The organism is Pseudomonas sp. HLS-6, from assembly GCF_002753995.1.
GTDB lineage: Bacteria > Pseudomonadota > Gammaproteobacteria > Pseudomonadales > Pseudomonadaceae > Aquipseudomonas > Aquipseudomonas defluvii.
In genome coordinates, this window is record NZ_CP024478.1 from 1257999 (window position 1) to 1269796 (window position 11798).

Annotated in this window: 10 protein-coding genes; 5 read left to right on the top strand and 5 right to left on the bottom strand. The window is 59.5% G+C overall.

The features are described 5' to 3' along the window. Positions 1–9: 9 nt before the first annotated feature. The gene (dapD, locus tag CS390_RS05680; RefSeq protein WP_099773709.1) at positions 10–1044 is read right to left on the bottom strand and encodes a 2,3,4,5-tetrahydropyridine-2,6-dicarboxylate N-succinyltransferase; all 1035 of its coding nucleotides are present in this window, start codon (positions 1042–1044) and stop codon (positions 10–12) included. Between the two features lie 41 nt (positions 1045–1085). Then, positions 1086–1427 carry an ArsC family reductase gene (locus CS390_RS05685; RefSeq protein ID WP_256587616.1) on the bottom strand — a complete coding sequence of 114 codons (342 nt, stop codon included), beginning with the start codon at positions 1425–1427 and terminating at the stop codon, positions 1086–1088. A gap of 254 nt (positions 1428–1681) precedes the next feature. On the opposite strand from CS390_RS05685, the gene CS390_RS05690 reads away from it, so the two are divergent. Beyond that, positions 1682–3340 (top strand): Na+/H+ antiporter, encoded by a 1659-nt coding sequence (locus CS390_RS05690; RefSeq protein WP_099776554.1) that lies wholly within the window; start codon positions 1682–1684, stop codon positions 3338–3340. A 98-nt stretch (positions 3341–3438) separates the two neighbouring features. On the opposite strand, the gene dapC is transcribed toward CS390_RS05690, so the two are convergent. The 3 genes from dapC to map are packed head-to-tail and all read right to left on the bottom strand — an operon-like array spanning position 3439 to position 8165. Next, the gene (dapC, locus tag CS390_RS05695; RefSeq protein WP_099773711.1) at positions 3439–4632 is read right to left on the bottom strand and encodes a succinyldiaminopimelate transaminase; all 1194 of its coding nucleotides are present in this window, start codon (positions 4630–4632) and stop codon (positions 3439–3441) included. Between the two features lie 22 nt (positions 4633–4654). Beyond that, positions 4655–7354: a [protein-PII] uridylyltransferase gene (locus CS390_RS05700; protein WP_099773712.1), complete on the bottom strand. Its 2700-nt coding sequence runs from the start codon at positions 7352–7354 to the stop codon at positions 4655–4657. Positions 7355–7382: 28 nt separating this feature from the next. Continuing rightward, a complete protein-coding gene (gene map / locus CS390_RS05705) occupies positions 7383–8165 on the bottom strand; it encodes a type I methionyl aminopeptidase (RefSeq protein ID WP_099773713.1) in 783 nt (260 codons plus the stop codon). Positions 8166–8506: 341 nt separating this feature from the next. On the opposite strand from map, the gene rpsB reads away from it, so the two are divergent. From rpsB to frr, 4 genes are all read left to right on the top strand, one after another. After that, positions 8507–9247 carry a 30S ribosomal protein S2 gene (rpsB, locus tag CS390_RS05710; protein ID WP_099773714.1) on the top strand — a complete coding sequence of 247 codons (741 nt, stop codon included), beginning with the start codon at positions 8507–8509 and terminating at the stop codon, positions 9245–9247. Positions 9248–9442: 195 nt separating this feature from the next. Beyond that, positions 9443–10306 (top strand): translation elongation factor Ts, encoded by an 864-nt coding sequence (tsf, locus tag CS390_RS05715; RefSeq protein ID WP_099773715.1) that lies wholly within the window; start codon positions 9443–9445, stop codon positions 10304–10306. A 181-nt stretch (positions 10307–10487) separates the two neighbouring features. Further along, positions 10488–11231: a UMP kinase gene (pyrH, locus tag CS390_RS05720; RefSeq protein ID WP_099773716.1), complete on the top strand. Its 744-nt coding sequence runs from the start codon at positions 10488–10490 to the stop codon at positions 11229–11231. Next, positions 11228–11785, top strand: coding sequence for a ribosome recycling factor (gene frr, locus CS390_RS05725; protein WP_099773717.1), 558 nt, complete (start codon positions 11228–11230; stop codon positions 11783–11785). Before pyrH ends, frr begins: the two co-directional genes overlap by 4 nt. Positions 11786–11798: the final 13 nt, after the last annotated feature.

The following is an 11798-nucleotide window of genomic DNA, read 5'->3' on the forward strand; positions in this document are numbered from 1 at the left end:
TCGTACCACTTAGTTGTGAGCGTGCAGCGCTTCGTTCAGCTCGATAGCCGACTTGTGGGTCTTGCACTCCACTGCGCCGCTGACCGAGTTGCGACGGAACAGCAGGTCTGGCTGGCCAGCCAGATCGCGTGCCTTGACCACTTTGACCAGTTGGTTCTGCTCGTCAAGCAGGGCCACCTTGGTGCCAGCAGTGATGTACAGGCCTGCTTCAACGGTATTGCGGTCGCCCAGCGGAATACCGATACCGGCGTTGGCGCCGATCAGGCAGCCTTCACCGACCTTGATCACGATATTGCCGCCACCCGACAGGGTGCCCATGGTCGAGCAGCCGCCGCCCAGGTCCGAGCCCTTGCCGACGAATACGCCTGCCGAAACACGGCCTTCGATCATTCCCGGGCCTTCGGTGCCAGCGTTAAAGTTGACGAAGCCTTCGTGCATGATGGTGGTGCCTTCGCCGATGTAAGCACCCAGGCGTACCCGTGCGCTGTCGGCGATACGTACACCGCTCGGCACGACGTAGTCGGTCATTTTCGGGAACTTGTCTACCGAGAAGACTTCCAGCAGCTCGCCCTTCAGGCGTGCTTCCAGTTGCAGCTCGGCCAGCTCGGCCAGGTCGATGGCGCCCTGGCTGGTCCAGGCCACGTTCGGCAGCAGCGGGAAAATGCCGGCCAGGCTCACGCCATGCGGTTTGACCAAGCGGTGCGAGAGCAGGTGCAGCTTCAGGTACGCTTCTGGGGTGGAGGTCAGGGCACCGTCTTCGGCCAGCAGGGTAGCGACCAGCGGCTTGCTGCTTTCTGCCAGGCGAGTCAGCAGGGCGGCCTGTGCGGCGTCGACGTTTTTCAGCGCTTCGGCCAGTTGTGCGGCCTGGGTGGTGTTGAAGGCAATGGCCTGGTTGCCACCTTCGTAACCGAGGATCGGGGCAATGGCCGCGATCAGTTCGGCAGCCGGGTTGACCAGCGGTTGTGCGTAGAAGACTTCCAGCCAGGCGCCTTGGCGGTTCTGGGTGCCAACACCAAAGGCCAGGCTGAACAGGGTAGTGGACATGCGGTTACCTCTTGGGAAATTGAATGAAAGCGTGGCGCCGGTCAGGACAGGGCGGCCGCGTAAAGGTCGGGCTTGAAGCCGACCAGGGTTCGTTCACCCAGGTCGAGTACCGGGCGTTTGATCATTGAGGGCTGGGCGAGCATCAACGCGACGGCCTTGGCCTGATCAAGGTCGGCCTTCTGCGCGTCGTCGAGCTTGCGGAACGTCGTGCCTGCACGGTTGAGGACAACCTGCCAGCCATGCTCGTCACACCAGCGTTCGAGGCTTTCGCGGTCGATACCCTGGCTCTTGTAATCGTGAAAGTCGTAGGCAATGGCATTTTCTTCGAGCCAGGTACGGGCTTTCTTCATGGTGTCGCAGGCCTTGATTCCGTAAAGGCGCAGTGGCGTGTCGCTCGTAGTCAAGTCATGCCCCTCCTGGGAAAAAATGATGACGGATTATGCCACGACCTACACCGGGGAGTGGCCTTGGTCATGGTTCTTTGTAGCATTGTGTTACAGGTTGCGGCAGTGCTTGCGACTTTTGTGCAGCGGTGTGCGCGCAGCCTAAGCGGCTAATATGTCGCTTCAATGGCGTTTTCCGGCGCAGGATGCCTATCGCTATTGAACGCTTTGAAATCGAACAGGAATTACGCCGCATGCAGTCAGCCTATACCGTCTTAATTCTGCTGATGCTGGTCAGCGTTTCCAAGTTGGTCGGAAGGCTTGTTCCGCTGCCTTTGCCGTTGGTACAGATTGCCGCTGGAGCCTTGCTGGCCTGGCCAACCCTGGGGCTTCACGTTGCCCTCGACCCTGAGCTGTTCCTCTTTTTGTTCCTTCCGCCGCTATTGTTTTCCGATGGTTGGCGCATGCCCAAGCGTGAGTTGTGGCGCCTGCGAGGGCCAATCCTGACCCTGGCGGTCGGGCTGGTGCTGTTTACCGTCGTCGGTGCGGGCTACTTCATCCATTGGATTCTGCCAAGTATTCCGCTGCCGGTGGCCTTTGCCCTGGCGGCCGTGCTGTCGCCGACTGATGCCGTGGCCGTTTCGGCCATTACCCAGGACCGTTTGCCGACACCCTTGATGCGCATGCTTCAGGGCGAAGCCCTGATGAACGATGCCTCGGGCCTGGTGACGTTCAAGTTTGCCCTGGCAGCAGCCATTACCGGGGTGTTTTCCCTGGCCGAAGCAAGCCTGACCTTTGTTTTGGTTGCGGTAGGCGGGCTGGCTATCGGCGTAGCGTTGAGCTGGCTGGTCGGACGTTTGCGGGCCTGGATGATTGCACGAGGGTGGGATGATCCGGCCACCCACGTCGTATTTATGTTGTTACTGCCGTTTGCCGCCTACGTATTGGCCGAGCGTCTTGAGGCTTCGGGCATCCTGTCTGCCGTAGCGGCCGGCATGATGCAGAGCTGGCTTGATCTGTTGCCGCGTCAGACCAGTACTCGCCTGCTCAATCGCAGTGTCTGGTCGCTGCTGGAGTTCGCCTTCAATGGTCTGATCTTCTTACTGTTGGGCCTGCAGTTGCCGGATATCGTCAAGGCGGTGACCAGTCACGAGGCGTCACTGTGGCCAACCCTGCTGTGGCGTTGCCTGGATGTACTGGCGATTTTCCTGGTGTTGATCGCACTGCGTTTTGTATGGGTGCAGAGCATCTGGCGCCTGATCGGTGCGATTCGACGCTGGCGGGGTAAGGACGACCTGGTTCTGGTGCCCACCGCACGTTCCTGCTGGCTGTTGACCCTGGGCGGTGTGCGTGGTGCGGTGACCCTGGCGGGTGTCATGTCGGTGCCGCTGTTGATTAGCGCAGGTAAAGCGTTCCCGGAGCGAGACCTGCTGATCTTCATCGCCGCCGGGGTGATTTTGCTTTCGTTGATCTCGGCCTGCATTACCTTGCCAGTGCTGCTGCGCGGTGTGACCAAAAGCCCGGACGATACCTTGCGCCAAGAGGCCAAGGAGGCCTGGCGCCGCACGGCCGAAGCGGCCATTCATGCGCTGGAGGCCGAGGAGGTGGTGGAATCAAGCCTGCCTCAGGATGCTGCGCAGGATGCCAATCACGCGGCGTTGGCGATAGAACTCAAGGGGCGGTTGATGGCGGAGTATCGGCACCAACTCGATGCCTTCAATGACAGCGCCGAAGCACAGGCGTTGGCCGAGCAGATGGACCATTTGGAGCGGCGTCTGCGCTTGCGCGCCCTGCGTGCGCAGCGGCTGGAGCTTTACAACTTGCGTCGCAATCATGAAATTGGCGATGACGTACTGCGCCAGGTATTGGGCGAACTGGACATGAGTGAGGCCAACCTGGGGCCGGTCAAGTAGCCGGCTCAGGTGAAAAGCAGCGCCGACGGTCGCTCACGTGTGCCGACTCCCGTTTACTGTCTACGGGAGCCGGCTTGCCACAGTACTGGAGCCGCTGCTTAACCCTCGATGAACGCACGAATCCGCTGTGCGGCTTCAACGCACTCGGCCAGTGGTGCGACCAGTGCCAGGCGCACGCGGCTGGCGCCAGGGTTGACGCCATTGACCTCGCGAGACAGGTAAGAGCCCGGTACCACGGTCACGTGCTGCTGTTCGAACAGGTCGCGGCAGAAGGTGGCGTCATCCATCGGCACTTTCGGCCACAGGTAGAAGCCGCCGTCCGGTTTCTTCACATCCAGCACCGGGCCGAGGATTTCCAGCACAGCGTCGAATTTTTCGCGGTACAGGTCGCGGTTGGCGCGTACATGCGCTTCATCGTTCCACGCAGCAATGCTGGCCAGTTGGGTTTGTACCGGCATGGCGCAGCCGTGGTAGGTGCGATAGAGCAGGAAGCCCTTGAGTACATCGGCATCACCGGCGACGAAGCCTGAACGCAGGCCCGGCAGGTTGGAGCGTTTGGACAGGCTGTGGAACACCACGCAACGCTTGAAGTCGCTGCGACCCAGTTCGGCGCACGCACTCAGCAGGCCCGGTGGTGGGCTTTGCTCGTCGAAGTACAGTTCGCTGTAGCATTCGTCGGCGGCGATGATGAAATCGTACTGGTCAGCCAGGGCAATCAGTTTTTTCAGGGTATCGAGCGGAATCAGTGCGCCGGTCGGGTTGCCCGGGGAGCAGAGGAAGAGAATCTGGCAGCGTTGCCAGATTTCGGCTGGCACGGCGTCGAAGTCCGGGTTGAAGCCGTTCTGATCCAGGCATGGCAGGTAGTGTGGCTGTGCACCTGCCAGCAGGGCCGCACCTTCGTAGATCTGGTAGAAAGGGTTGGGGCTGACCACCAAGGCATCGTCGCTACGGTTGACGACGGCCTGGGTGAAGGAGAACAGCGCTTCACGGGTGCCGTTGACCGGCAGTACGTGGCGGGCCGGGTCGATCCAGCCGGCTGGCACGTTGAAACGGCGCTCGCACCAGTGCGCAATCGCCTCGCGCAGTGCCGGCAGGCCCAGGGTGGTGGGGTAAACAGCCATCTGATCCAGATTGTCGGCCAGTGCCTTGGCGACGAACGCCGGTGAGGTGTGCTTCGGCTCACCGATCGACAGGGCGATGGCGCGTTTGTCCGCGGCCGGTTGTACAGCGCCGAGCAGGGCGCGCAGTTTTTCAAACGGGTAAGGTTGAAGCTTTTGCAAGGCGTTGTTCATCGGCGCTGAATCTCGTCAAACGTTAAATGGTCAAGCGGGACATTTCGACACCGGCCTGGTCGGCCTGCAGCTGCTGCACGATCGCATCCTGCAGGCGGCTGCACAGCTGCGGGTCGGAGAGTGGCTGGTTGTTGGCATCGGTAATGAAGAACACATCTTCCACGCGTTCGCCCAAGGTGGCGATCTTGGCGTTCTGCAGCGACAGGTCGAACTGCAGGAAGATGAGGCCGATCCGCGCCAGCAGGCCAGGGCGGTCGGGGGCGTTCAGCTCAAGCACGGTGACCGGGCGCTGGGCATCGTTGTGGATGGTCACCTGCGGGGCAAAGTTGAAATGCTTGAGTTGGCGCGGTACTCGGCGCTGGATGATGGTCGGGTAGTCATCCGGGTTGCGCAGTGCTTCAGTCAGGCCGTCGCGGATTTGCTTGACCCGTTTTGGATTGTCGCCAATCGCACCGCCGTCGTTGTCGAGCACGATGTAGGTGTCGAGGGTGAATTGACTGCTGGAGGTGATGATCCGGGCGTCATGGATGTTCAGGTTGAGCTGGTCCATGGCCGCCACGGTCACGGCGAAGAAGTCATGCTGGTCGGGGGCATAGATGAAGATCTGGGTGCCGCCCTCGAACTCGCGTTGCGTGGTTTCCTTGATCAGCACCAGTGGCCCGCCATCCGCGGGTTGCTGCAGGATCGCATCGCTGTGCCAGGCCACATCGGCCGCGGTGTGGCGCAGGAAATAGTCGTCACCCAGTTGTGACCAGAGTTGCTCGACGTCATCCGGGTCTGTGCCCTCTCGCACCAGGATGTCCAATGCGGCGCTCTGGGTCTGGCGGATCTGTTCCTCGCGGTCCAGCGGGTTTTCAAGGCCACGACGCAGGGCACGCTTGGTCTCTGTGTAGAGTTGGCGTAGCAGGCTGGCTCGCCAGGAGTTCCACAGGCTCGGGTTGGTGGCATTGATGTCGGCCACGGTCAGTACATAGAGGTAGTCAAGGTGAACCTCGTCGCCGACCAACTGGGCGAAGTCGTAGATCACCTGCGGGTCAGAGAGGTCTTTTCGCTGGGCTGTGGTGGACATCACCAGGTGGTTCTGCACCAGCCAGACGATCAAGCGACTGTCCCAGACGGGCAACTGATGACGCTTGCAGAAGCTTGCGGCATCAATGGCGCCGATCTCGGAGTGGTCGCCTTTACGGCCTTTGCCGATATCGTGGTACAGCCCGGCCAGGTAGATCAGTTCAGGCTTGGGCAGGCGGCCCATGAGCTTGCTGGCCAGTGGGAATTTTTCCGATACAGGCGTGTACTGCAATTTTCGCAGGTGCTTGATCAGGTTCAGCGTGTGCGCATCGACCGTATAGATGTGGAACAGGTCGTGCTGCATCTGCCCAATGATCAGGCCGAACTCCGGCAGGTAGCGACCGAGGATGCCGTAACGGTTCATGCGGCGCAGGTTACGGTGAATACCGATCTCGCACTTGAACAGCTCGATGAACAGGCTGGTGTTGCGGATGTCGTGGCGAAATTCGCTGTCGATCAGGTGGCGATGCTGGCGCAGCAAGCGGATGGTGTCGGCGCGTACGCCCTTGATCTCCGGGTGCTGGGCCATCAGCACGAAGATTTCCAGCATGGCGAATGGTGTGCGCTTGAACACATTCGGGCGCACCGCTTCGATGTAGCCGTCGTGCAACTGGAAGCGCGGATTCAGCGGCTGAGTGCTGCTGCAGCTGTCATCGGCGAGGATCACTTCCTCGAAGTGCTGGATGATCAGATCGCTCAGCTCGGCGATGCTCATGACCACCCGGTAATACTGCTGCATGAACTGTTCGATGGCGCGCTTGGGGTTCTCGTCGGTGAAACCCAGCAGCGCGGCAATGCTGCGCTGGTGATCGAACAGCAGGCGGTCTTCGGCGCGCCCTGCAAGCATGTGCAAGGCATAGCGGACCTTCCACAGGAACTCCTGGGAAGAGGCCAGCAGCTCGTTTTCGCTTTCCAGCAGGAAGCCTTCATCTGCCAGGGCGTGCAGGTTGAGCGTGCCGTACTGGCGGCGCGCAACCCAAAGTACGGTCTGGATGTCGCGCAGGCCGCCAGGGGAGCCTTTGACATTGGGCTCCAGGTTGTACTCGGTGTCGTTGTACTTGTGGTGCCGAGCTTTCTGCTCGGCGCGCTTGGCCAGGAAGAATTCCCGGCTTGGCCACATGTGCGCCGTGCTGGTGACTTCGAGCATGCGCTGACGCAGGCGCTCGGGGCCGGCAATGGTGCGGCTTTCCATCAGGTTGGTAATCACCGTCAGGTCGGCGCGGGCCTGTTCGGCGCACTCGTCGACCGAGCGAACGCTCTGGCCGACTTCAAGTCCGATATCCCACAGCAGGGTCAGGAAGCGCTCAATCGAGTCGCGGAACACTTCATGGTCGGCGCTGTCGAGCAAAATCAGCAGGTCGATGTCCGAGTAGGGGTGCAGTTCGCCGCGACCATAGCCGCCGACCGCAACCAGGGCGATATCGGCCTCGTCACTCCACTCGAAGTGGTTCCAGGCCTGCTGCAGGATATTGTCGACGAACCAGGCGCGGTCTTCGATCAGTCGGCGGATCTCGCGGCCATCGCGAAAGCGCTGATCCAGCACCTCTCGAGCCTGGCGGATGGCCTTCTTGAAGGCGGCGATGGGGCTTGCCTTGAGAGCCAGTTCCGCCTGGAACTGGCCACGGTCGAACAGCTCGGGATCCACCTGGGGCATCGAATCAAGTTCCTACAGTAGGGCGGGTTCAGGCCGAAGTGCGGGGGATGGTGTCGTCTTTGCGCAGGGTGAAGATCTCATACCCGGTGGCCGTTACGACCAGGGTGTGTTCCCACTGCGCAGAGAGCTTGCGGTCCTTGGTGATGGCTGTCCAGCCGTCGCCCAGTACCTTGGTGTCGGCACGCCCCTGGTTGATCATCGGTTCAATGGTGAAGGTCATGCCTTCCTGAAGTTCCATGCCGGTGCCGGCACGTCCATAGTGCAGGATCTGTGGTTCTTCATGGAATACCTTGCCGATACCGTGGCCGCAGAATTCGCGAACCACCGAGAAACCGTTCTTCTCGGCATGCTTCTGGATCACTTCACCGATATCACCGAGGCGGCAGCCAGGCTTGACCAGCTCGATGGCCTTGTACATGCATTCCTGAGTGACCTTGGACAGCCGTTCGGCCCAGACCGGCACGGTGCCGACGTGGAACATGCGGCTGGTGTCGCCATGGTAGCCGTCCTTGATGACGGTGACGTCGATGTTCAGGGTGTCGCCATCTTTCAGCGGCTTCTCATTCGGTATGCCGTGGCAGACAACGTGGTTGATCGACGTGCAGATCGACTTCGGATAACCCTTGTAGTTGAGCGGTGCAGGGATGGCCTGCTGGACATTGACGATGTAGTCGTGGCAGATGCGGTCCAGCTCTTCAGTGGTCACGCCGGGTTTGACGTGCTCTTCGATCATCTCCAGAACGTCGGCGGCCAGGCGGCCGGCGATGCGCATCTTTTCGATGTCTTCGGCGGTTTTGATGGTGACGGTCATTGCAGGCTCTCTACAGCGCGGTGTCGCGCGAATAAACGGATAAAGGCAGGATTCTAACAGAGCGACGTAGCCAGCAGGCGCCAGCAGCGTGTTTGCTGCCACTATTAGGGCGCATAATGGCGTGATTGCGCAGGCGGTGCAAAAGTCGCCCGGTTGCGTTGGTATTTCGGGTTTCGCTGCGCGCGCTTCTGTGGTATAAAATGCGCCGCTTTCCGGGGATAGCCCCGAAAGCACTAACCCACACACGTGTCGACACGATGGCCTGGGTGCCTTCGATCTTAGGATCGCTGGTTGGTCATTGGGATGCGTGGAGGCCCAACCCGACTTATCAAGGAACTATCATGTCCCAAGTCAACATGCGCGATATGCTGAAGGCCGGTGTGCACTTCGGTCACCAAACCCGTTACTGGAACCCGAAAATGGGCAAGTACATTTTCGGCGCGCGCAACAAGATTCACATCATCAACCTTGAAAAAACCCTGCCAATGTTCAACGAAGCACTGACTTTCGTTGAGCGCCTGGCTCAGGGCAAAAACAAGATTCTGTTCGTCGGCACCAAGCGTTCCGCTGGCAAGATCGTTGCTGAACAAGCAGCTCGTTGCGGCTCGCCGTACGTCGATCACCGCTGGTTGGGCGGCATGCTGACCAACTACAAGACCATCCGTGCTTCCATCAAGCGCCTGCGCGAGCTGGAAACTCAGGCTGAAGACGGCACTTTCACCAAGCTGACCAAGAAAGAAGCCCTGATGCGCTCCCGTGATCTGGAAAAACTGGATCGCAGCCTGGGCGGTATCAAGGACATGGGCGGCCTGCCTGATGCACTGTTCGTCATCGACGTTGATCACGAGCGCATCGCGATCACCGAAGCCAACAAGCTGGGCATCCCTGTTATCGGCGTTGTCGATACCAACAGCAGCCCAGAAGGTGTTGACTACATCATCCCAGGTAACGACGACGCCATCCGCGCCATCGAACTGTACATGGCTTCCATGGCAGACGCCGTTATCCGTGGCCGCAACAACGTCGCTGGCGGTACCGAAGAGTACGTCCAAGACGCTCCAGCTGCTTCGGTAGAGGGCTGAGTCGGTAACGCTTTGCGTTGACTCAGTGCGCAAAAAGGGGGCTAGGCCCCCTTTTTGCCACCTTGAAATCCGCTTGTCAGCATTGTCGTTGCATCATCTTTGTCTGTGTGTGCAGTTGGCAGTGGATTTCCACAGAATTGAACGCCCGTTCCGATCGGGTGGAATGGTTGAAAACCTATCCAAGAGGATTTTGAAATGGCAGCAATTACTGCAGCGCTGGTAAAAGAACTGCGCGAGCGTACTGGCGAAGGCATGATGGACTGCAAGAAAGCCTTGGAAAAGGCTGGCGGCGACATCGAAAAAGCCATTGATGACATGCGTGCTTCGGGCGCCATCAAGGCTGCCAAGAAGGCTGGCAACGTTGCCGCCGAAGGCGCCATCGCCATCAAGGCTGACGACAAGTCCGCCGTCCTGCTGGAAGTGAACTCGCAGACCGACTTCCTGGCTCTGCAAGATGACTTCAAAAACTTCGTTGCCGAAAGCGTTGAACAGGCTTTCGCTGAAAAGCTGACCGATGCCGCTCCGCTGATCGCTTCGCGTGAAGCTGCTCGTGAAGCCCTGGTTGCCAAGTGCGGCGAAAACGTCAACATCCGTCGCCTGGTGCGCGTTGAGGGTGACGTTGTCGGTACCTACCTGCACGGTAACAAGATCGGTGTTGCTGTTGTCCTGAAGGGCGGCGACGTCCAGCTGGCCAAAGAAATCGCCATGCACGTTGCTGCCAGCAACCCTGAGTTCCTGCTGCCATCGCAGGTTTCTCCTGAGGCCATCGAGCGTGAGAAGAACGTCTTCATGACCCTCAACGAAGACAAGATGAAGGGCAAGCCAGCTGAAATCGTCGAGAAGATGATTGCTGGTCGTATCACCAAGTTCCTGGCTGAAGCCAGCCTGGTCGAGCAAGCCTTCGTGATGAACCCAGAAGTCACCGTTGGTGCTCTGGCCAAGAAAGCTGGCGCTGAAATCGTTTCCTTCACCTACTTCAAGGTCGGCGAAGGCATCGAGAAGCCAGTTGACAACTTCGCTGAAGAAGTTGCCGCTCAGCTGGCTGCTGCCAAGCAATAAGACGGATTCATCTGTCTGCCCCAAAGAGGCTGCCCGCTCACGCGCGCAGCCTCTTTGTCAAAGCGGGGGTGGTTTACGAGACCTGTTCCCGCAGGCGCTGTAGCAGCGCCACGCTAGAGTTAGAGCCGGCTGAAAACAGCCCGCCAAGAATTTTATACAAACGCCGCAGGAGAGATTCGCAATGGCTCAGCAGGTGAGTGGTCGTCAACCTCGCTATAAACGCATTTTGCTCAAACTTAGCGGCGAGGCCCTGATGGGCTCGGAAGAGTTCGGCATCGACCCGAAAGTCCTGGATCGCATGGCCCTTGAAGTCGGTCAGCTGGTTGGCATCGGTGTTCAGGTTGGCCTGGTCATTGGTGGCGGTAACCTGTTCCGCGGCGCCGCCCTGAGTGCTGCGGGCATGGATCGCGTTACTGGCGACCACATGGGGATGCTGGCTACCGTGATGAACGCCCTGGCCATGCGTGATGCGCTTGAGCGCTCGAACATCCCGGCAATCGTCATGTCGGCTATCTCCATGGTCGGTGTGACTGATCACTACGACCGCCGCAAAGGTGTGCGTCATCTCAATTCCGGCGATGTGGTGATCTTTGCCGCCGGTACCGGTAACCCGTTCTTTACCACCGATTCGGCCGCGTGCCTGCGCGCCATCGAAATCGATGCCGATGTGGTATTGAAGGCGACCAAGGTCGATGGCGTGTACACTGCCGATCCATTCAAGGATCCGCATGCTGAGAAGTTTGACCGTCTGACGTACGATGAAGTGTTGGATCGCAAACTCGGCGTGATGGACCTCACCGCAATCTGCCTGTGCCGTGATCACAAGATGCCATTGCGGGTATTTAACATGAACAAGCCTGGCGCTCTGCTGAATATCGTAGTGGGCGGCGCTGAAGGAACTCTGATCGAGGAAGGCGAAGAATGATCAACGAAATCAAGAAAGACGCTGAAAGCCGCATGGGCAAGTCCCTGGAATCGCTGGCTCGCAACCTGGCCTCCATTCGTACTGGCCGTGCGCACCCAAGCATTCTCGATAGCGTCAAGGTGCCGGCCTATGGCAGCGACATGCCATTGAATCAGGTCGCCGGTATCAGCGTGGAAGATGCGCGTACCCTGAAAATCGTTGCGCACGACAAGACGCTGATCGCTGCCATTGAAAAGGCGATCATGACCTCTGATCTGGGCCTGAACCCAAGCAGTGCCGGCACCACCATCCGTGTGCCAATGCCTGCCCTGACGGAAGAAACCCGTAAGGGTTACACCAAGCAGGCGCGTGGCGTTGCCGAAGATGCCAAGGTCGCCGTGCGTAACGTGCGTCGTGATGCCCTGGCAGACCTGAAGAAGCTGTCCAAGGACAAAGAGATCAGCGAAGACGAAGAACGTCGTGCGGCCGATGAGTTGCAGAAGCTGACCGACAAGTTCGTCGCGGAAGTCGACAAGGCGCTGGAAGCCAAGGAAAAGGATCTGATGGCTGTTTGAGGCCGGGACTTTT